19 protein-coding genes are annotated in these 21,692 nt (G+C 40.8%); 6 read left to right on the forward strand and 13 right to left on the reverse strand.

The genetic code is table 11. The features are described from left to right. Positions 1–8: 8 nt before the first annotated feature. Both H6G41_RS00885 and H6G41_RS00890 read left to right on the forward strand, forming a co-directional pair. The gene (locus H6G41_RS00885) at positions 9–2,213 is read left to right on the forward strand and encodes an aspartyl/asparaginyl beta-hydroxylase domain-containing protein (RefSeq protein WP_190742738.1); all 2,205 of its coding nucleotides are present in this window, start codon (positions 9–11) and stop codon (positions 2,211–2,213) included. Further along, positions 2,210–3,814, forward strand: coding sequence for an iron uptake porin (locus H6G41_RS00890; RefSeq protein ID WP_308795683.1), 1,605 nt, complete (start codon positions 2,210–2,212; stop codon positions 3,812–3,814). Before H6G41_RS00885 ends, H6G41_RS00890 begins: the two co-directional genes overlap by 4 nt. Positions 3,815–3,885: 71 nt before the next feature. Here H6G41_RS00890 and H6G41_RS00895 read toward each other — a convergent pair whose 3' ends face one another. From H6G41_RS00895 to H6G41_RS00910, 4 genes are all read right to left on the reverse strand, one after another. Continuing rightward, positions 3,886–5,010 carry a geranylgeranyl reductase family protein gene (locus H6G41_RS00895; RefSeq protein WP_190742740.1) on the reverse strand — a complete coding sequence of 375 codons (1,125 nt, stop codon included), beginning with the start codon at positions 5,008–5,010 and terminating at the stop codon, positions 3,886–3,888. 272 nt (positions 5,011–5,282) lie between these two features. After that, positions 5,283–5,831 (reverse strand): ribosome recycling factor, encoded by a 549-nt coding sequence (frr, locus tag H6G41_RS00900; protein ID WP_190742742.1) that lies wholly within the window; start codon positions 5,829–5,831, stop codon positions 5,283–5,285. Further along, positions 5,818–6,546, reverse strand: a complete 729-nt coding sequence (gene pyrH / locus H6G41_RS00905; protein ID WP_190742744.1) for a UMP kinase — start codon at positions 6,544–6,546, stop codon at positions 5,818–5,820. Before pyrH ends, frr begins: the two co-directional genes overlap by 14 nt. A gap of 70 nt (positions 6,547–6,616) precedes the next feature. Continuing rightward, positions 6,617–7,171, reverse strand: coding sequence for a thioredoxin family protein (locus tag H6G41_RS00910; RefSeq protein ID WP_190742746.1), 555 nt, complete (start codon positions 7,169–7,171; stop codon positions 6,617–6,619). A gap of 1,037 nt (positions 7,172–8,208) precedes the next feature. On the opposite strand from H6G41_RS00910, the gene H6G41_RS00915 reads away from it, so the two are divergent. Next, the gene (locus H6G41_RS00915; protein WP_190742748.1) at positions 8,209–9,108 is read left to right on the forward strand and encodes an alpha/beta fold hydrolase; all 900 of its coding nucleotides are present in this window, start codon (positions 8,209–8,211) and stop codon (positions 9,106–9,108) included. A gap of 155 nt (positions 9,109–9,263) precedes the next feature. Beyond that, positions 9,264–12,812: a methionine synthase gene (gene metH, locus H6G41_RS00920; protein ID WP_190742750.1), complete on the forward strand. Its 3,549-nt coding sequence runs from the start codon at positions 9,264–9,266 to the stop codon at positions 12,810–12,812. 128 nt (positions 12,813–12,940) lie between these two features. Here the strand turns inward: metH and H6G41_RS00925 are convergent, their stop codons facing one another. The 3 genes from H6G41_RS00925 to H6G41_RS00935 all read right to left on the reverse strand — a co-directional run bounded on the left by H6G41_RS00925 (position 12,941) and on the right by H6G41_RS00935 (position 14,660). Next, a complete protein-coding gene (locus H6G41_RS00925) occupies positions 12,941–13,960 on the reverse strand; it encodes an aldo/keto reductase (protein ID WP_190742752.1) in 1,020 nt (339 codons plus the stop codon). Between the two features lie 101 nt (positions 13,961–14,061). Next, positions 14,062–14,412 (reverse strand): cytochrome c6 PetJ, encoded by a 351-nt coding sequence (petJ, locus tag H6G41_RS00930; protein ID WP_190742881.1) that lies wholly within the window; start codon positions 14,410–14,412, stop codon positions 14,062–14,064. Between the two features lie 26 nt (positions 14,413–14,438). Continuing rightward, on the reverse strand, positions 14,439–14,660 hold the full coding sequence (locus H6G41_RS00935) for a hypothetical protein (RefSeq protein WP_190633030.1): 222 nt from the start codon (positions 14,658–14,660) through the stop codon (positions 14,439–14,441). A gap of 332 nt (positions 14,661–14,992) precedes the next feature. Between H6G41_RS00935 and H6G41_RS00940 the strand changes: the two genes are divergently transcribed. Next, entirely contained in the window at positions 14,993–15,790 is a 798-nt protein-coding gene (locus H6G41_RS00940) for a histidine kinase (RefSeq protein ID WP_190742753.1), read from the forward strand. A gap of 177 nt (positions 15,791–15,967) precedes the next feature. Here the strand turns inward: H6G41_RS00940 and H6G41_RS00945 are convergent, their stop codons facing one another. From H6G41_RS00945 to H6G41_RS00970, 6 genes are all read right to left on the reverse strand, one after another. Then, positions 15,968–16,630: a class I SAM-dependent methyltransferase gene (locus H6G41_RS00945; RefSeq protein WP_190742883.1), complete on the reverse strand. Its 663-nt coding sequence runs from the start codon at positions 16,628–16,630 to the stop codon at positions 15,968–15,970. 318 nt (positions 16,631–16,948) lie between these two features. Beyond that, positions 16,949–17,131, reverse strand: a complete 183-nt coding sequence (locus H6G41_RS00950; RefSeq protein ID WP_190551008.1) for a YqaE/Pmp3 family membrane protein — start codon at positions 17,129–17,131, stop codon at positions 16,949–16,951. Between the two features lie 122 nt (positions 17,132–17,253). Further along, the gene (locus H6G41_RS00955; RefSeq protein ID WP_190633028.1) at positions 17,254–17,652 is read right to left on the reverse strand and encodes a phage holin family protein; all 399 of its coding nucleotides are present in this window, start codon (positions 17,650–17,652) and stop codon (positions 17,254–17,256) included. Between the two features lie 348 nt (positions 17,653–18,000). Next, positions 18,001–18,324 (reverse strand): 2Fe-2S iron-sulfur cluster-binding protein, encoded by a 324-nt coding sequence (locus tag H6G41_RS00960; protein WP_190742755.1) that lies wholly within the window; start codon positions 18,322–18,324, stop codon positions 18,001–18,003. A 165-nt stretch (positions 18,325–18,489) separates the two neighbouring features. Next, entirely contained in the window at positions 18,490–18,822 is a 333-nt protein-coding gene (locus tag H6G41_RS00965; protein WP_206756935.1) for a hypothetical protein, read from the reverse strand. 89 nt (positions 18,823–18,911) lie between these two features. After that, a complete protein-coding gene (locus tag H6G41_RS00970) occupies positions 18,912–21,074 on the reverse strand; it encodes a Tex family protein (protein ID WP_190742759.1) in 2,163 nt (720 codons plus the stop codon). A gap of 242 nt (positions 21,075–21,316) precedes the next feature. Here H6G41_RS00970 and H6G41_RS00975 point away from each other — a divergent pair, with 242 nt between their 5' ends. Beyond that, positions 21,317–21,565: a hypothetical protein gene (locus tag H6G41_RS00975; protein ID WP_190742761.1), complete on the forward strand. Its 249-nt coding sequence runs from the start codon at positions 21,317–21,319 to the stop codon at positions 21,563–21,565. Positions 21,566–21,692 lie beyond the last annotated feature (127 nt).

Here is a 21,692-nt window from a genome sequence, read left to right on the forward strand (position 1 = left end):
AATGCCCCATGCCCCATGCCCAATGCCCCATGCCCAACACAACCATTAATCACACTGCTTTAGCAGACTTGTTAACCACAGCTTTCAGCGATTTGCCAAAAAAACTGCGCGTTTTTAGCAGCGATCGCCCTGGCTATGTCGCCCTACGCCAAAATGGAGTTTTGCTGTGCGATTACTGGCTTGATAAAGGTGAAGTCTTGAATGCCATCTGCGGTACTGTCACCTCCACTATCTCCAATGAAGGCTGGCAAAAAGTAGATACTATTGAACTGTGTCTGACTCACCACTATCGGCCTGTTTCAGTTCTAGATTTTTCTACTAAGTTTCCCAATTCAAAAAGAGGAATTCGCGGCATTAAACTGCAATATCAATCCCAGGTGGCAATATATAGTCCCACGCAGATGATTGCGAATAACTTGAGCTTTCCAGAGGTATTGACTAATTTTCTGCAACAGATATCTCTTTCTGCTGAAGCTTTCGCCAATCATGGCGGAATTATCGCAGCTTTTGAAGCGGAACAAATATTGCTAACTCTTGATGCTGCTGTTGCCGTCACAAAATTATATCGCGGCAATCAGATTGTACCTTTAGCTGAAATTTCCAGCCAAACTATCTCAGATATGCTGGGGAGTATGGGGAAATGGCTACAGGGAAACTGCATTGACAATGGACGCTTAATATACAAATATTTTCCCAGCAAAAACCACCCTTCTGATGATAATAACATAACTCGTCAGTTTTTAGCAACTTTGGGCTTAATCCGCTATGCCCAATTTACAGGTCAGTCCGATCGCCTACTCATGGCCGATCGCAATCTGACTTACAATTTGGCGCAGTACTATCGATTACAATCCGGCATCAGCGGTAGCGAACATCGGGGTAAAGTAGAACTGGGCACAACAGCCTTAGCAGCTTTAGCGATTCTGGAACATCCCGATCGCGATCGCTATGCTGATATTTTCCACATGCTCTGTCAAGAGATTGAAACGTTTTGGCAACCAAATGGCTCATTTTGTATCAGTTCTCAGCCCCGCAGCCAGAATTTACACCCAGGATTAGTGCTGCTCTTTTGGGCATCTCTGTATAAAGTAAATCACGAGCAATATTTGTTGCAGCGATGTCGCCAAAGCTTCCTATATTATCGCCAATGGCACTTAGAGCACCGTCATCCCGCCTTTATTCCCTGGCACACTCAAGCCTATGCATTGCTATACGATGAGACCTGCGATCCGTTGTTCCGGGATTTTATCTTCGAGATGAACGATTGGCTATTGCCAATGCAGCAATGGGAACAACTCCGCTCTTTGGATGGGCGGGGGCGATTTTACAATCCAGCACAGAAAGAATACGGTTCACCCCATGCGGCGACAACCGGAAATTATCTCCAAGGTTTAGTGGATGCTTATCGCTTGGCTAAACAAAGCAACGATACACCTAGAGCTAATGCTTATGAGTTAGCTATCTGGCGGGGATTACGCCATATTCGCCAATTACAATTTAAAGATGATGTGGATATGTTCTACATCCAAGAGCGATCGCTCATTTCGGGTGGTGTCCGCACTACTGTCTATGACAACACTATTCGTCTCGATAATGTGCAGCAAAGCCTGATGGCGATTCTCAAACTCTACAATTTACCAGAATTTCCCCAACAACCACCCCAACCCAAAATAGCTTTTCAAAAGCTCAAGCAAAAAGTAGATATTGCCCCAATCATGGCGGAAATCACCGAAAAATCGCCTTTATGGTTTTATGATACCAGCCGCCAGCAAAAACTCGCCCCCCAACAAGAAACTCAAAGTATTTTCCTCAAAAGAGCAGTCAAACCCTTTCCGGTGGGAATTGAGAATGCTAGGGATGTCCATGAATCTTGTCCCACCGAAGTAGCCAAGGAATTTCCTGTGGTGATGAATTGGGTAGAGGATTTTGTGGCGGAGATTGGGGGCGAACTAGGTAGAGTTAACATTGTGAGATTAGCTCCCAAGGGAAGAGTTTACAGCCACATCGACCACGGAGAATATTATAGATTGCGCGATCGCTATCATCTGGTACTGCAAAGTCAATCAGGTAGCTGGATGAAATGCGGCAGTGAAGAAGTTACCATGCATGAAGGTGAACTGTGGTGGTTTGATAATAAACAAACCCATGAGGCTTTTAACCCTGCTGAAGAATGGCGAATTCATCTCATATTTGATGTGTTGCCAAAAACGTGAATCAGCACATACTTTTACATATTAAAATCAAACTTTTTTATCAACAAATTTTTGGTTTCACAAAACTTTTTCGTCAATTGATATATTTTAGCTCTGCTACGATTAGCGCAATTTTAAGCTTATCCCACCCAGCCTTAGCTAATGATATTATCAACACAGAACCAAGCAATATATCATCTTTTAATTCCGTTTCCCAACTATCAGATCTAAAATTTACCGATTGGGCATTCCAAGCCTTGCAATCCCTAGAACAACGCTACGGTTGCCAGCTTAATTACCATAGCATTTATGCAGGTAACCAAACTCTTACCCGTGATGAATTTGCAATTCATTTAAATTCCTGCTGGCGGAGAATTCAGCAACTCATTACCGCCAATCAAATAACGGTGAATCAAGATGATTTAGCAACATTGCAAAGACTGCAAACGGAATTTTCAACTGAATTAAGTCGCTTAGAACGCAAGATAGAAAATTTAGAGTTACAAACTACACAATTGCAAACACAACAATTTTCCACCACTACCAAGCTAACAGGAGAAGCCATATTTGCAATTACGGGAGCGTTTGGTGAAAAAAAAAGCGATCGCAATCAAAAACCCATCGACGATCATCTTGTCCTCAATAATCGTGTACGCTTAAATCTTGATACTAGCTTTAGTGGTAAAGATCGGTTCCGAGTGCGATTGCAAGCAGCAAATATCTCTAACCTAGAAAAAGCCACAGGTACAGATATGGCTAGGTTAGGCTTTGAAAGTGATAACGATAATGAACTCAATATCAGCCGCTTAGAATATACCTTTCCTATTAGCAAACAAGCCAGAATTTCTCTTAGCGCTACTGGTAGCGAATTAAGCGATTTTGCTGATACAGTAAATCCTTTTTTTATCAGAAGTAGTCTCGGTGCAATCTCCCGCTTTGGCAGACATAACCCGATTTACCGCCAAAGTGCGGGTATGGGTATAGGTATAGACTATCAACTTAGCAAGAATGTTAATTTAAGTATTGGTTATATCGCTGATAATGCTCGCAATCCCAGAGTAGGAATTAGCAAAAGTCCCTATGGTGCAATTGTCCAACTAACTCTAAGACCTAGCAATAATTATAAATTTGGTTTAACTTATATCCGCTCTTTTAATAACATAAATACAGCAACTGGAAGCGAATTAGCTAATGACCCTTTTAACGATAAAAGTAACAGTATCACTGCAAATTCTTACGGATTACAAACCAGTTTGCGATTAAGCCGTCGTTTCACTATAGGCGGTTGGTTTGGTTTGACACAAGCCACCGCCGAAGACATTACAGGAAAACCCAGCGCTAACATTTTGAACTATGCAATTACCTTAGCCTTTCCTGATTTAGGCAAAAAAGGTAACTTGGGAGGTATTATCATTGGTCAACCGCCAAAAGTTATGAGTAATGATTTTGGTAGTAGATATCAAGATAAAGCTACCGCTTGGCATTTAGAAATGTTATATCGCTTTCAAATTAATGACAATATTGCCATTACTCCTGGGTTATTAATCATCACTAATCCCGAACATAAACAAAATAGCGATACAGTTTATGTAGGCACAATCAGAACGACATTTTCTTTTTAGTCAGTTGTCAGTTGTCAACATTCAACAGTCAACAGTCAACAGTCAACCGTCAACCGTCAACCATCAACAATTCACCCACCAAACCCAGGAATTAAACGCTTGAGCGCCCGACTAACAACTTCACCATAGCGCATTTCGCCACAGAGAATTTTACCCATAATTTGCGCACCAGAAGGACGCTTTACACCCACGCCATAACCCATTTTGGGAAAGCGATAAAATGCATTAGCTAATTTTTGCGCCCAAGCCATATCCGTTCCCCATTGTTCGTTAATGGCATTGGTATATTCTTCTACAGCGTTAATATCCCCCGACAGCGCCCGATTAATAGCACTGGCTGCTAGCAAACCGCTAAAAATCGAAGGGCGAATACCTTCCGCCGTCATCGGGTCAACTACACAAGCTGCTTCCCCAGCCAAAACAGCATTTTGAGTATGTAGCTTTTGATTCCCATTCCACAAGCAAATCGGATGACCGTATTGCTGACAAACTTTCACATCGACATCAAAAGATTGGGCGTATTCATCTAAAATCTTCTTAAAATCTTGGGGAGGTGCGCCGCCAATAAGCGTACCCACACCTAAAGAATACCCATCAGCTTTAGGAAAATTCCAAATATAGCCATTCTTCACCAAGCCAAATTCAAAATGCGCCAGAGATGTATTTTCCACATTGGCGGGAACTTCGGCTTCTAATGCGCCAGCTAAATGGCGTTTGCGGTCTTTAAAGCCTAACCATTTAGCCATCGGCCCTTTAGCGCCATCAGCAGCGATTAAATAGCGACCTAAAACCGGGCCATTGGCTGTATTCACCTGCCAAGCATCGCCTGTAAACTCAATACCTGTGACTTCTGTATTATCTTGCAGTTTCGCCCCTTGTTTCTGGGCTTGTTGGACGAGGAAATGGTCAAAAACATCCCGTCTTACCATCCACATCGGTTCTTTCACGTTGATTTTGGATTCTACTGGATCTTCTAAATTCCAAGTAAAGCGCAAAGATTCTACTTTAACAGAAATCGCTGGGCTAAAATCAAAATCAAACCATTGAGCGATCGCTGGTGACACTCCACCACCACAGGGTTTATATCTGGGTAGAGATGCTTTTTCTAAAACTAATACTGAGCGACCCTGCTTAGCCAAATGATAGGCAGCAGTTCCCCCTGATGGCCCGGCTCCAACGATAATACAGTCGTACATATTGCTGAATTCTTGCTCCTCACTTAGCCCAGCAAAACCTAATCAGGTGGGCATTCCCCACCCTAGACTAGTGTATACTTAGCGCGCATCAAAAATTCTCACTGATTAAGTAAAACCACAGATAAACACCGAATAATAGCGATAAATATCTGTGGTTTCTAGGTCAATTGTCAGTTGTTAGTGGTCAGTTGTCAGTGGTGAAAAACTGCCCTTGGGAATGAGGATAGCCTATAGGAGCCGAAGCCAATGCCCCATGCCCAATGCCCCATACCCTAAACAGTCGTAATGTCCTTTTCTTTTTCTGCCAATAATTCGTCAATTCTGGCAGTGTATTTATTAGTTAATTTTTGCAGCTTGTCTTGTTGATCGCGGGATTCATCTTCCGAAATTTCCGCGCTTTTTTCCTGCTTGCGAATCGAATCTACGGCATCGCGGCGAATGTTACGAATTCCCACACGCCCTTCTTCGGCATATTTAGCAGCCAGTTTGACGAGTTCTTTACGGCGATCGCTTGTTAGGGGCGGGATATTCAACCTGATTACAGAACCGTCATTGCTGGGAGTTAAACCCACATCTGACAAGGAAATTGCCTTTTCCACAATATTCAAGCTACTGCGATCGTAAGGTTGAATCAAAATGGTTGAGGCATCAGGTGTGCTGATATTTGCCAGTGATTTTAATGGCGTTGGTGTACCGTAATATTCCACCAATACTTTATCTAAGAGACTCGCATTGGCGCGGCCAGTACGAATCGTGTTAAAAGCTCGTTGAGTTGCCTCAACGGTATGTTGCATTTTACTCTCAGCTTCAGCTAATTTCACAAGAACCTCCCACAAGGGTGCCTATGGATTCTCCCATGACTGCCCGATGGATATTACCTCGCACCGTTAAGTCAAAAACCAGAATTGGGATATTATTTTCTTTACACAAGGCAATCGCTGTAGTATCCATTACCCGTAAATCTTGCGCCAAAACATGGGCGTATGTGAGGCTGGTATAACGTTTAGCATTTGGATAGACATGAGGATCGGCATCGTATACTCCGTCTACCTTGGTGGCTTTAAAAATCACTTCAGCATCGATTTCTGCTGCTCTTAATGCCGCAGTGGTATCTGTGGTAAAGAAGGGATTCCCCGAACCAGCGCCAAAAATTACCACCCGCCCTTTTTCAAGATGACGGATGGCACGACGACGAATATAAGGTTCGGCTAATTCTTGCATAGCGATCGCCGTTTGTACTCGCGTCTGCACCCCTATTCGTTCTAACGAATCTTGCAGGGTCATGGCATTCATTACCGTGGCAATCATCCCAATGTAGTCAGCAGTGGCGCGATCCATACCCGCCGATGCTGCTTTCACACCACGAAAAATATTGCCGCCGCCCACCACGATCGCGATCTGCACGCCAGTGGCTACCACCTCTCCCACCTCTTGGGCTATTTCCTTGACCACTTCTGGATCAATCCCATAGCCCATGTTGCCCATTAAAGCTTCACCGCTCAGTTTAAGTAAAACCCGTCGGTAATTCGTTCCCATGAAGTTACGCTTTGTCGAAACAGTTGCAATTGCCTCCAACTTAAGATAGCAGTACAATGGCTATCTCTGTCTAGTTATGCCAGATTAATGAAGTACCTACCGCCTCAGTTTCTGGTGTATTTATTTTATGGCCTTTTAGCAACGCCGCGATCGCATTTTTTAAATAATCTTCTCCTGCTGCTAAAGGCTTTTGGGGATGGTCGTCAATAGCTCCCTTGTAGCGTACAATACCCGTCTTATCGATTAAAAAAGCCATTGGTGTTTTAGTCGCACCAAAGCTTTGAGTCACATCCTGAGTCGAATCCCAAATATAAGGGAAGTTCAACTGATGAGACTCGGCAAAAATGCTCATATTTTCTAAACTTTGTTTTGGCTGTCCCATAGCTCCACAGCCATTCATCCCAATTAGTGTAAAACCTATTTTGGCAAATTCTGCCTGAATTTTTTTGAGTCGCTCTAAATATAAAGTTACATACGGACAGTGGTTGGACATGGAAATCACAGCAACTGCACGGAACTTATTCAAATAACGGCTAAGATGATGTACTTGATTATCTATTCCTGGCAGTTCAAAGTCTGGTGCATAGCTCCCAATAGGAGTATCAATAGATTCTAGTATAGTCATGGGTTTAGGTTTGGAGGAACTAGCAACAAAAAAAATTGCGGCAAATTCAGCGTCACTTTCCTAGTTGCAAACCACTCCTTGGCAGATGCTTAATAAGTAATAATTTTAGGAATTAATTTAGCGAGCGTAAATTGTAAAACTACTGAATCTAATACTGATACTAATTTTGGACAATTGAACTAGATATCATTGTAATTTTTACGCAAGCTAAGACAACTAGGTAGTGGGCGCAGAATTTGGGCTATGGTCGAATATTTATAATTCCAGTAGAATTGCTGTAATCAATACTAGCAAGACTTGCTGTTTCCTCAGCCAGGTTAATTCTTTCTTTACTAAAACTTAATTATGGGTTAATATCTGCGATTTATTGAATAATTGAATTGATTATTTGACTCAGCTTGCTTGCAGGTAGAAGACAATCCTCAGTTCCAGCTCATTGCCCTGTAGAGATAAATTCTTCTATGAAACCAAAATAATTGGAAATTCTAGCCAGATTTTAGCAGCCTCATTGAAAATAAATACTATTTGTAAAAAATTTACTAAACGTTGTTATAGCTATAGCCATAATACTGTGTATATACCTTATAGCAATTATAAATTTCCCATGATGCATTCAGTTTGTGTTAAATTTGTCCGCTGTCAACAAAGATAAATACTTACTCTGAGAGTGTAGCTGCTTGACAGCAGCTAATTTAAAAGTATAAATATTGTCTTGCTAACTACTTTCCCAAACCAAACTCAGCAGGAAAATATTGGATACAATGTTATTTTTTATACGTAAATATGATATAGGTTTAGTACGGCGCGGCGGACATCAGCCACTGATTGACAACTTCTCTAACCCTGACGGGACAGTAATCACAAGTTACGGATTCCCATCCAGTGGTAATAGCAGCAAAGTCCCAGTATGAGATTGCAGATGTCACCCCTTTTTGGCGAATGGCATCAGCAATGCTCTAATTATTTTAAATATTCTTTAAAAATGGCTGCGGTAAAACATTTCGGTCTACTTGTGACATTCATATCGATCAACTGCCATGACGAATTATAAAACCACATTTACCGCAACAAAAACTTGGATTTGGCAAGGTTTTCCCATCTGTTATCAAAGTCAAGGAAGTTCTGGCCCAGCCGTCGTGCTGGTACATGGCTTTGGGGCATCATGGTGGCACTGGCGGCAAAATATACCCGTGTTAGCAGAAAATTGTCGCGTCTATGCCTTAGATTTGATTGGCTTTGGCAGTTCAGCTAAACCAGAACCCGGTAAAAAAATTGACTACACTCTAGAAACTTGGGGACAGCAAGTAGCAGATTTTTGTCAGGAAGTTGTAGGTGAACCAGCATTTTTAGTCGGAAATTCCATTGGCTGCATTGTGGCGATGCAAGCAGCAGTTAGCAACCCAGAGATTGCTTTAGGACTGGCTTTGCTTAACTGTTCTTTAAGACTATTACACGATCGCAAACGAGCAACTTTACCCTTGTCTCGTCGCCTAGGCGCACCATTGCTGCAAAATATATTATCCATCAAACCGGTTGGCAAGTTCTTTTTTAATCAAATTGCCAAACCTCAAACAGTCAGGAAAATTCTCCTCCAAGCCTACGCTAACTCTGAGGCGGTGACAGACGAGTTAGTAGATATTTTAACCGCGCCAGCTAAAGACCCCGGTGCAGTAGCCGTGTTTCTAGCTTTTACCAGTTATTCTCGCGGCCCCTTACCGGAAGATTTGCTTCCCGTCCTACCTTGTCCGGCTATTATTATCTGGGGAACAGCTGACCCTTGGGAACCAGTCGATTTAGGTAGAGACTTAGCTGATTATCCGCAAGTATTGAAGTTTATTCCCTTAGAAGGCGTAGGACATTGCCCGCAAGATGAAGCACCGGAATTAGTCAACCCAATTTTACAAGATTGGATTAACGAGCGTTCAAGAAATAATTAATTTTGGTGAATAGTCAACCGTCAACTATGAACTTTTGACCATAATTTTCTGTTGCCCTGTGCAAATTTATTCCACGGTGGCGAAAATTTGTAAATTTTAGAAATAATAAGTTAAGTCTAATAAAACACGACTAACATTATTTCCGCACGGAAAACATGAAACATCCTTTTCTTGAACGCTTACATAATCCAGAAGCCCCGGTTATCGTCTTTGACGGTGCTATGGGTACTAACTTACAAACACAAAACTTGACGGCTGATGATTTTGGTGGGGCGCAGTATGAAGGTTGTAATGAATATTTAATCCACACTAAACCGGAAGCTGTCGCCAAGGTTCACCGTGATTTTCTCGCTGCTGGTGCAGATGTGATTGAAACGGATACTTTTGGTGCGACTTCGATTGTTTTGGCAGAATATGATTTAGCCGATCAAACATATTACCTGAACAAGAAAGCCGCAGAATTAGCCAAATCTGTGGCGGCGGAATTTTCTACACCAGAAAAACCCCGGTTTGTGGCGGGTTCCATTGGCCCCACAACCAAACTTCCTACCTTGGGACATATTGACTTTGATACCCTGAAAACTAATTTTGCCGAACAAGCAGAAGCTTTATGGGATGGTGGGGTTGATATATTTCTGGTGGAAACTTGTCAGGATGTGTTGCAAATTAAAGCAGCGCTGAATGGGATTGAAGAGGTTTTTGCAAAAAAAGGCGATCGCCGTCCGTTGATGGTATCGGTGACAATGGAAAGTATGGGGACAATGTTGGTAGGTACGGAAATCAGCGCCGTACTGACAATTTTGGCACCATACCCCATTGATATTTTGGGATTGAACTGTGCCACAGGCCCGGATTTAATGAAGCCACATATTAAATATCTGGCAGAACATTCACCTTTTATCGTTTCTTGTATTCCTAATGCGGGTTTACCGGAGAATGTTGGCGGTCAAGCACACTACCGCTTGACACCGATGGAATTACGGATGGCTTTGATGCATTTTGTTGAAGATTTGGGTGTCCAAGTGATTGGGGGTTGCTGTGGGACACGTCCAGAACACATTCAACAATTAGCTGAAATTGCCAAGGATCTCAAGCCGAAGGTAAGACAGACGAGTTTAGAACCAGCGGCAGCATCGATTTATACTACTCAACCTTACGATCAAGATAATTCTTTCTTAATTGTCGGCGAACGCCTCAATGCTAGCGGTTCCAAAAAGTGCCGCGAATTGCTGAATGCGGAAGATTGGGATGGGCTGGTGTCAATGGCCAGATCCCAGGTGAAAGAAGGTGCCCATGTGCTTGATGTTAACGTCGATTACGTAGGGCGCGATGGGGTACGAGATATGCACGAACTCGTTTCGCGCATTGTTAATAATGTGACATTACCCTTGATGCTCGATTCCACCGAATGGGAAAAAATGGAGGCGGGTTTAAAAGTCGCGGGGGGTAAGTGTTTACTCAACTCGACTAACTATGAAGATGGCGAACCGCGTTTCTTGAAAGTGCTGGAATTAGCCAAGAAATATGGTGCAGGGGTAGTCATTGGGACGATAGATGAAGAAGGGATGGCGCGAACTGCTGAGAGAAAATTTGCGATCGCGCAACGTGCCTATCGTCAAGCTGTAGAATATGGTATCCCACCCACAGAAATTTTCTTTGATACTTTAGCTTTACCTATTTCTACCGGGATTGAGGAAGATAGGGAGAATGGTAAGGCGACAATCGAAGCGATTCGGAGAATTCGCCAAGAATTGCCTGGATGTCATGTAATTTTGGGCGTCTCGAATATTTCCTTTGGTTTAAATCCCGCCGCGCGGATTGTGCTGAACTCGATGTTTTTACACGAGGCGATGACTGCGGGAATGGATGCAGCCATTGTTAGCGCTAGCAAGATTTTACCATTAGCGAAGATTGAACCACAACATCAAGAAGTTTGTCACCAGTTGATTTATGATGAACGGCGGTTTGAAGGTGATGTCTGCGTTTATGATCCTTTAGGAGAACTGACTACAGTTTTTGCTGGGGTGACGACAAAACGCAACAAAGGTGTGGATGAAAATCTACCTATTGAAGAACGCCTCAAGCGTCATATTATTGATGGTGAACGCATTGGATTAGAAGCACAACTCACCAAAGCTTTAGAACAATATCCCCCCTTGGAAATTATCAACACATTTCTCTTGGATGGGATGAAAGTAGTGGGTGAGTTATTCGGTTCCGGACAAATGCAGCTACCCTTTGTCTTACAGTCGGCGGAAACCATGAAAGCGGCGGTAGCTTACCTCGAACCATTCATGGAAAAGTCAGAAGCGGGGAATAATGCTAAAGGAAGTGTGATTATTGCCACAGTGAAAGGTGATGTCCATGATATTGGTAAAAACCTGGTGGATATCATTCTTTCTAATAATGGCTATAAAGTCATTAATTTGGGCATCAAACAGTCAGTAGAAAACATCATTAAAGCTTACGAACAGCATCAAGCTGATTGTATTGCTATGAGTGGGTTACTGGTGAAATCTACCGCTTTCATGAAAGAAAATTTGGAGGTATTTAACGAAAAGGGAATCACTGTGCCGGTAATTTTAGGTGGTGCGGCGCTGACTCCCAAATTTGTCTATCAAGATTGCCAAAATACTTATAAAGGTAAAGTTATTTATGGCAAAGATGCGTTCTCTGACTTGCATTTCATGGATAAATTAATGCCAGCCAAAACAGCAGGTAAATGGGATAATTTACAAGGCTTTTTGGATGAAGTTAGTGATGATGCAGCAGAAGTTATTACCAAAAAATCAGAGTCTCAGGCTAAGGAATCTGCAAAAAATACTCAAGATTCAGAGGACAAAATTGTTGTAGATACCAGACGTTCTGAAGCCGTGGCGGTAGATATTGAACGTCCGACACCACCGTTCTGGGGAACGAAGTTATTACAGCCTGATGATATTTCTTTAGAAGAATTATTCTGGTATTTAGATTTGCAAGCTTTGATAGCCGGACAATGGCAATTCCGCAAACCAAAGGAGCAAACTAAGGAAGAATATCAGGCTTTCTTAGCGGAGAAGGTTTATCCAGTTTTGGAACAATGGAAACAGCGGATTATTGAGGAGAATTTGTTGCATCCTCAGGTAATTTATGGGTATTTCCCTTGTCAGGCTGAGGGTAATACTTTGTATGTTTATGAACCGAACCAAGGCGCGCAGAACACAGAGGTAAAAGCCAGTTTTGAGTTTCCCAGACAGAAGTCTTTTAACAGACTTTGTATTGCAGATTTCTTTGCGCCGAAGGAATCAGGAATAATTGATGTGTTCCCAATGCAAGCGGTAACTGTGGGTGAGATTGCGACGGAGTATGCGCAGAAGTTATTTGCAAATAATCAATACACGGATTATCTGTATTTCCACGGTTTAGCGGTGCAGGTAGCGGAAGCTTTGGCGGAATGGACACACGCTAGGATTCGCCAAGAGTTAGGCTTTGCGACTGAGGAACCAAATAATATTCGGGATATCTTGGCGCAACGTTATCGGGGTTCGCGGTATAGTTTTGGCTATCCGGCTTGTCCGAATATTCAGGATCAATTTAAGCAGATGGAGTTGTTGGGGACTGACAGAATTAATCTATATATGGATGAAAGTGAGCAGCTTTATCCAGAACAGTCTACAACGGCGATTATTACTTACCACCCAGTAGCGAAGTACTTTAGCGCTTAGGAAGAGGGGGAGAGTGAGAGAAGGGGGGACGCGGGGAAACTTCATTGAAAAATGTCTCCGCTTCCCCCAATCTTGCTGTCTTTTTTTTCTTCTTTCCGCCTCAGCCATAGATGAAGCGATAAAAGCAATCACCGCCGATATTCGTCGCCACAATCGCCGATTAACTGATACAAATCACGGGATTTTTGCGAGACATCATCAATCTTTTGCAAATCCTCAGCATCTAAATTAAAACTAAATACCTTGGTGTTATCTGCTAAATGTTCTGATATGCCTAATCTTGCACCTACAATCACACCGCCTACAGCAGGCTTATCTAAAATGTAACGCACTGCGACATTAGAAATACTCACCCCATGCTTATCAGCGATAGTTTTCAGGGTAGAAAGTAACTCTTGAAATAATTGCCAACCACCCCAAGCATCAAGCATATTTTTATACTTTTTCAAGCTAATTGTAGTTAAATCAAATCCTCGCGGTTCTGGTTTACCTAAGTATTTTTCTGATAGCAAACCACCACATACTGTCCCGTAAGTAAATAGTTTAATGTCGTGCTGTTGACAAAATTTAATCATATTTACTTCTGGACGACGGTCAACTAAAGAAAATTGCACTTGATTAGCAACAATTTTGATTTCTGCTTCCGTGATAATTTGCAGATGTTCAGTGTCAAAATTAGTCAAAGCTAAATGCTTAATTTTGCCCTCTGTTTGCAATTCCGCCATATATTTGAGCGCATCAAGATAGTTTTTATCTTGATATTCCCACCAATGAAACTGCATTAAATCTAATGATTCTACATCCATCCGGCGCAGGGAAATATTAATATTATCTTCGACTATTTTTTTAGTCATTTTCCCCGGACGAGGTACCCATTTGGTAAATGCTTGAATATTTGCTAAAGCTTCTTTACCACGAGTAGCAATAAATTGTCGACGGAATTCACCAATTAAGTCTTCAGCAGGGCCATAATGGTCTGCTAAATCCCAAGTTGTAAAGCCTGCGTCTACATATTTAAACATGGTTTGAATGGCAAATGTGGGATTAATTCGTCCATGTCCGCCAGAAACTTGCCACATACCATTTAAGATGCGACAAATATTTAAATCAGGGGTAAATTGCAGATAGCTTGTTGTTGGTAGAGTCATTGGGAATTATGAATGATAAATTATGAAGAAATTTCCGTGGGGGTAAGCACAAAAATTTTGACAAATGAAAAATGACAAATAACAACCCCCACTCGTTGGCTTTATTTTCGCCAATCTTTCTCAGATTGTTCAAGAACGTAAGCAGCAACATCTTTAATTTCTTCTGTTGTTAAACGGTCTTTGTAGGCTGACATATTACTTTTACCATTGGTGACAATGGATGTTATTGCCTCTAAAGAATCCATACCATTTTTCTTCAGTGCTTTCTTTTTTAAAGTCTTACCACGTCTGATAATATTACCGCCGTTTTCATGACAGCCAGCACAATGAATATTGAATATCTTGGCACCGTTAGCTATATCTGCGGCTGTTGCAGATGGTGTAACCATACTTGTGAAAATTAGGCAAGTAATTAATATCAATTTGATGATTGAGAAAAATTGTTTTTTCATATACTCAAGATAAATTTCTGCTGATTTCAAGATTCAAAGTAGGCTGTAAATCCTGGGAATTTTTGACACTCTTCTGTAAAAGTTTCAGCATCGCTGACATCCTCGATTTTGTATACCATAATCCGTTGACCATCGGGCAGTTTTTTAGAGGTAATACAATCACCTGGATATTTATCAGCGAGTGCTTTAAATGCAGCACCATAGCTTTTCCATGCGTCACCAGAACAATTGATGTTTACTTGCCACATAATAGGTTTATTTGCTATCAACAGATATTCATCATCTCATAAAAGGTAAATATAATATAAAGAAGATATTCATAAAAAATTTAGTTTTGCTGTATCAGGTATTTATTAACCGCCTTATCTGCGAGAGGCTTGCGCCAACGCGCAACGTCTCGTAGATAAGACGCCAAGTACGCCAAGAAGAAGAGAATATTTAGGGTGGTAGGTGGCTGTAATAATTAATATGGCAGAAATTTTCTATCTAAAGGAAGTGTTTGCTTGAAAAAGGCTAGGTCATAATGACGATAGAGGATGATGTCTAGAAAATTTTATTAGCTAAATACCCAAAATTCAAAATGAGTAACAATATCAAAGAGAAAATTCAAACTGACCTACAACAAGCTAAAGAAACTGGACAATTAAGAAGCGATCGCATTCGTGAAATTGTCAAAGCTGCTGTTTCTCAGGTAGCATCAGAATTTAAGGCGGGTTCTCTAGAACTGCGCACTATTGTTAAGGATGCGGTTTCGGCTGTGATGGAAACTGCGCAAGAACGTGGTAGCGAAATTAAAGAAGAGGTGACAGCTTCGATTGAAGGCGTGTTAGAAGGAGTCAATAGCAAACGCCACGAAAATATTGCCAAAACTCAAACGGAAATTAAAAGATTACAGTCGCAATTAGATAGCGAAGAAGAACTACTGCAACAAGATGTTGATGTAATTTTGTCAGAAATTGAGGAGACAGGAAAGGAAACTTCTACTAGTACTAAAACTGTGCTGGATTCTGTCATTAATGGCATTAAAGATAGTGAAGAAGCAGCTATTTTAAAGAAACGCTATGCACAATTGCAAGCACAACTGGCGATTGTGCGCGCTAATTTAGCTGCGCGTTATGGCGGGCGTTCTGAGGAAGTACAAAATTACTTAGAAGATGCTAAACATTGGTATAATCAAGCGCGTCCCCAAGCGGAAAATATCGCTTTACAAGTAGAACAAAAGCGATCGCAGTTTGATGAGAAACTAGGAGAAGCCGGAAGTGCGATCGCGAGAAAAGAACGTCAGCTAAAACAGACTTTAAGAGAGGTACTTTTAGCTGCGGCTGATTTGTTTAAAGATAAAGATCATTCCGATCAACCAAAACTTCCCCCAAGGTAATTTTTGAAGGCAAGAGGTAGGAGGCAGAGGACAGAAGGGATTATAATTTTCATCATGTAGGTAAGCTGTAACCTAAAAAAGTTATTTCTCCTTTCTCCTCATCTCCTTTTCTCCCTTTCATACTCATACATAGTGATGAAAATTATTGTTTCATACTTCTGCCATCTGCCCTCTGTCTTATTGACTCCAAATCCTTTGCGCCGTCCAATGGCGATGAGAATTTTGATAAATTTTGACATCTGATAACCCAGCTTGAGAAAATAACTCTCTCACTTCATCAAGAGTAAAAGCAGCATACAGAGAATCGCGGAAGCATTTTATCTGCATGGCGTTAAATTCTCCCCCAATACTGTTAACTAAATCATTAATTGTCGCTTCATCTACTGGACGAAATAAATCTCTAATCAAAATCCCACCGTGAGGTTTTACCACTCGCTTAAGTTCTAACAAGAATGGTAAAGGATCGGGTAAATGGTGAATTAAACTATTAGAAATTACCATATCAAATTGTGCATCTGGATATGGTAATTTTTTCGCATCGACTAATTCTAGATTAATTTGTGCTTGCAAACCAGCGTTTTGTACGTGTTGTGCAGCAATTTCTAACATAGTTGCAGCTAAGTCAATCGCTGTTACCTGCCATTGTGGTTGCATTTGACAGATTAACATAGGAATTTGACCAGGGCCAGTACCCACATCTAAAATTTTAGCTTGTGCTTGGGGGCAGAGTGCGATCGCTTCTTTGGCAAAAGCCGTATTTACCTCTGAAAAATCCATCGCGTCATAAGCAACAGATTCTTCTATTGAGTCCATTACTTCTGGTTCTAATACTCTCTTAATACTCATAATTCGTTATTTGGGCACTTGTACTGAGCGAAGTCGAAGTATTGGGCATTGGTAATTCTTCACCATACCTGTATTTATAAAAATTTTATAACCTTGTGAGGCGCTGAAATTGGCTCATTGTTTTGTTGAGTTTTCCATCAACTATTAAACTCTTACCAAAAACAACTGACACAGCGCCATAAAAATTGGTAATGGGAAAGATGAAATACACCAAAAACCCATTACCAATATTTTGTTTGATTTTGTATTCAACCCAGCTTCATTTGCAAACTAGTCAATCAAGAGAAAATCTCTTCCCCTAATCCCTAGTCCCTAGTACTGTCTATTAAATTGTTCGTCATGCTTGGCGATAACCCAAACAGCATGGATGCTACCGGGAAGCCAACCTAATAGTGTGAGTAAAATGTTGATAAATAAAGTAGGGCCAACACCAACTTCGAGAAATACTCCTACTGGAGGTATTAACAGACCGAGAAGTAAGCGAGTTAATTTCATGGTTTTGATTCTAATGTTTGCTTAGTTTACTTTCATTTGTATGACTGTCACCGAATTATCAAATCTATCGCAGGCATTAATTCGATGACTAATATCTAGCACAGAGATAGCTTAAATCATATTTAGCTAGAGGGTAATTGAGTCTTGTCATTCACATCTCCACTGCCTAATGCTAAATTCTTTTCAGCGAAGTAGTTGTTAATGAAGGTGTTAGCAAAAGACAGAATTACCGGCCCCAGAATAAAAGCAATAATTCCGTGAGCAGAAAAACCAGGAACTAATGCAGCAGCTAGGGCAAAACAAATACCGTTAACCACTAAAGAAAATGCACCAAAGCTTAAGAAATTAAGTGGCAAAGATAAAGTAGAAAGAACAGGCTTTACCGTACCATTAACTAAGCCAATAACTAATGCTGCAATTATCGCTGCGGGGAAATTAGCAATATTAACGCCGGGAACCACTAAATCAACTATTAGCAGACTTAAGGCTGTAGCTATTGCTGTTAACACTGGACTTAGCATTATTTTTACCTCACAAACAGATTATTGATAATGTGAACTTACTTTCACTATCTTGAATTAAATAATCTGTCTGAACATCAATATGAGGGTAGATTGTCGTTCTACCATTTGGCTGAAATATGCGGTTTTAATTTTACTATTTAATGATTTTCTGCTAAAATATGTTTTTATAATGGACAATTGTGTCAGTATTCATTTATAAAGAAAATATTAAAAATACAATAATGAACGACAATCTGGAGAATTTAGTTTATATATCAATACGGTTCAGTTAAGGATAATTATAGATTGGGTTTCGTTTCTCAATCCAACCTACGCAGGTTATAGGGCGGAGACTGTCAAAACAAGTTATTGCTGATAATAAAGCGAAGACTTATATAAAACCTGTTCTTGATGAGTTTCTAAAGTGCAATCCGAACGAGGATAAGTCACACAAGTAACAACATAGCCAGCTGCTATTTCTTGCGGACGGAGAAATTTCTGTTCGCTTTGATCCACTTCACCACTGATAAGTTTAGCCACACAAGCAGAACATTCGCCTTGTTTACACCCAGAGGGTAGGCGAATACCATTATCTTCGGCAATATCAAGGATATATTGATCGTCTGGTACTTGAATAGTACGATCTAAACCTATTGTTTGATTAATCAGTCGAACTTGATAAACTCCCATTGGCGATGTCGTCGGATTTTCCCCATTACAAAACTTAATAAATTCCTCGCTTATTCTCTGCGTACCTTTGCGCTTACCTTGGCGAACCTACCCTGCGGGAAGGCGAAGCGCCTATGCGTTAAAAATTCCCGCCTCAATCACCCACGATATTATGCAAAACTGTACTTAGGACATATTTTTGAGATTAGTCCAGCCAATCGCGATCACAATCAAGGGAATCAGAAGCGCTAAAGGATTCCATACGCCTTTGGTGATGAGTACAATTTGGCTCATGATTGTCAATCCAATATAGGCGTAAACACCCCACTTCTTCATCAGCCACATACCGATGAAAGATATCAAACCACCGACTGATGCTAAAGCTAAAAACGGAGGATACCAAGCACCAATCCTAGCTGCTACCGGCGAGAAAATCAGTAGAAAAGAAGGAATTAAGCCAATAAAGCCAATAATGCAAATTACGGTGATCGCCACAGGTCGAGAGTTAGCTGTAGTCATCATTAAAACCCTTGTAAAATCTGCATTTTTCCAGCTTAACTCTATCTTTAGCTACATTTTCTCATTGCTCATAATAATTTAATGTGCTGTTACCGCTTCATCGCTGATTTCATCGATAAACTAATCCGCTTTAATTTCTCATTCACTTCTAACACCCTGACTTTGACAACTTGTCCGACTTTGACAATCTTCTTTGGATCGTCAACAAATCTATCAGCTAATTGGGAAATATGCACCAAACCATCCTGATGTACGCCGATATCGACAAACGCACCAAAGTTGGCGACATTGGTAACGATACCTTCTAATTCCATCCCCACTTCTAAATCTTTGATTTCGGTAATTCCTGCTTTGAAGGTGGCATACTTAAACTCAGCACGAGGATCTCTACCGGGTTTTTCTAGTTCCTTGAGGATGTCGCGCAGTGTCGGTTCCCCTACAGTATCGGTGACGTATTTCTTCAGGTTAGCTTTTGGCAATTTGGCGGCGATTTGGGTAACCTGATTTAATGGTACGCTGAGGTCAGATGCGATCGCCTGGACTACAGCATAACTCTCAGGATGGACGGCTGTATTATCCAAAGGGTTTTCACCGTTACGAATTCGTAAAAATCCGGCTGCTTGTTCAAAAGCTTTCGGCCCTAGTTTTGGTACCTTTAACAATTGACGGCGATTTTTAAAGGCTCCATTCTCGTTGCGATAGGTAACTATATTATTGGCGACTGCTGGGGTAATTCCCGAAACAAAAGTTAAAAGTTCTTTAGAAGCTGTATTTAAATCCACACCCACATAGTTAACGCAGCTTTCTACTGTTTCATCCAATTTTTTCTTCAGCAATTTTTGATCAACATCATGTTGATATTGTCCCACGCCAATAGATTTCGGATCGATTTTCACCAATTCCGCCAAAGGATCTTGTAATCGCCGACCAATACTAATCGCACCGCGCACGGTAATATCTAAATCGGGGAATTCTTCTAAGGCGACTTTGCTAGCAGAATATATTGATGCACCCGATTCATTTACCATGACTTTAATCGGTTTGCGTTCCATTGTTTGCAGTACTTGGGTGACAAATTCATCTGTCTCGCGGGAAGCTGTACCGTTACCAATAGCTATTAATTCAATTTTGTATTTTTCCAGCAAATTCTTGATAGTTTGCGCAGCTTTTGTCCGTTGCTCTGCTGCTTGATGGGGAAACACAGCTTGGTATTCTAAAAACTTGCCAGTTTGGTCTAATACTGCTACTTTACACCCAGTTCTAAAACCAGGATCGATTGCCAAAGTTGGTTTCATTCCTGCTGGTGCAGATAATAGCAGTTCTCGTAAATTTGTTTCAAATGTTTTAATCGATTCAATATCAGCATAAGCTTTCTTTTCTGCGATGGCTTCCCCTATTAAAGATGCTTTCATTAAGCGGTTAAATGCATCTTTAATTGTTGCTTGATAAAAATCGCGAATCCCACGCACTTTGGTTTTAATTTCTTTGGCTTCCAAATAACCAAGTACGACATCTTCATCAAAAGAAATTTCAAAATTTAAGATTCCTTCCGCTTCACCGCGACACAACGCCAAGATATTATGGGGTGCAATATTTGGTACTTTCGCTTGGTAATTGCGGTACATTTCAAATTTTGTTGTTCCTTCGGGATGTTCATCTTTAATCCAAGAGATAAACACACCCGATTCTAAAAGATAATCGCGGATATATGCTCTCGAATCCGCTTTTTCGGCTATTTCTTCCGCTAAAATATCCGCCGCACCTTTCAACGCTTCTTCCGCAGATTTTACCCCTTGAGTTTCGGAAATATATTTCGCTGCTTCTATTTCTAAAGAAGCCGAGACAGGATTTTTCACATTGAGGGATTTAATAAACTCCGCCAATGGTTCTAAACCTTTCTCTCTAGCGATAGTGGCGCGAGTGCGACGTTTTGGTCGATAAGGTAAGTATAAATCCTCAAGTTCAGTTTTTTGTAAACAGGATGTAATTTGTGCTTTTAATTCATCAGTCAGCTTACCTTGATTAGCGATCGCATTTAAAATTACCGCCTTTCTTTCTTCCAGTTCAGTTAAGTATGTATACTTATCGGATAAGTCCCGCAATTGAACTTCATCCATTTCGCCGGTGCGCTCTTTGCGGTAACGTGCAATAAAAGGAATTGTTGCACCTTCTGCTAAAAGTTCCAGCGCATTTTGCACCTGATAAGGTTTAAGCTCTAATTCAGTTGCCAGTAATTGAGGAATGTTCAGCATTGGGTGTCTAAGTGGAAAACGCTACTTCTGTAGGTAATATGCTAGATCGTTCTTCCCATACAAGCGTATAGTGTTAAGCTAATTTATCAGATGATTATCAAATCTTGATTTTCTACACCGTTATTTTACATAGCCAGTTGTTTCTCAATCCTAGGGCGATGTAAAATTAACCACAATGTCAAAAATCGCTTTTTATCTATTGATATCTAACGTTATACGTTTGATTTCCGAGGTTAGTAGTAATGGCTTTGTTTTTCTTAGTTCCCCTGTGTACGGCTTTATTAACTGGCTATTTAGTGAAGCAATCTACTGATGAAATAGCTTATATAGCTGGTGTATTTGGTTCTATTTGCTTCATTTTGAGCTTGGTTTTAGCACCTTGGCAAGTTCAGCTTCTGATGTTAGTTATTGTCCTGATAACTACTAATAGGCTATTGTCAAAAAATGAATCAAACTTGCCGAGTAATACAGAGAGACAATCTCGCCAATAATCCTACCTGTGCTTTGATATCACAACTTGAAGCCAGCAAATATTGAATTAAATTAACTTTATTCCCGATTGCCAAGTTGATACTAGTATCTTTTTCAACTAAACACTCATCGCTGTTACGTAGATTT

Origin of the sequence: Tolypothrix sp. FACHB-123, from assembly GCF_014697075.1 — a bacterium.
Lineage (GTDB): Bacteria > Cyanobacteriota > Cyanobacteriia > Cyanobacteriales > Nostocaceae > Aulosira.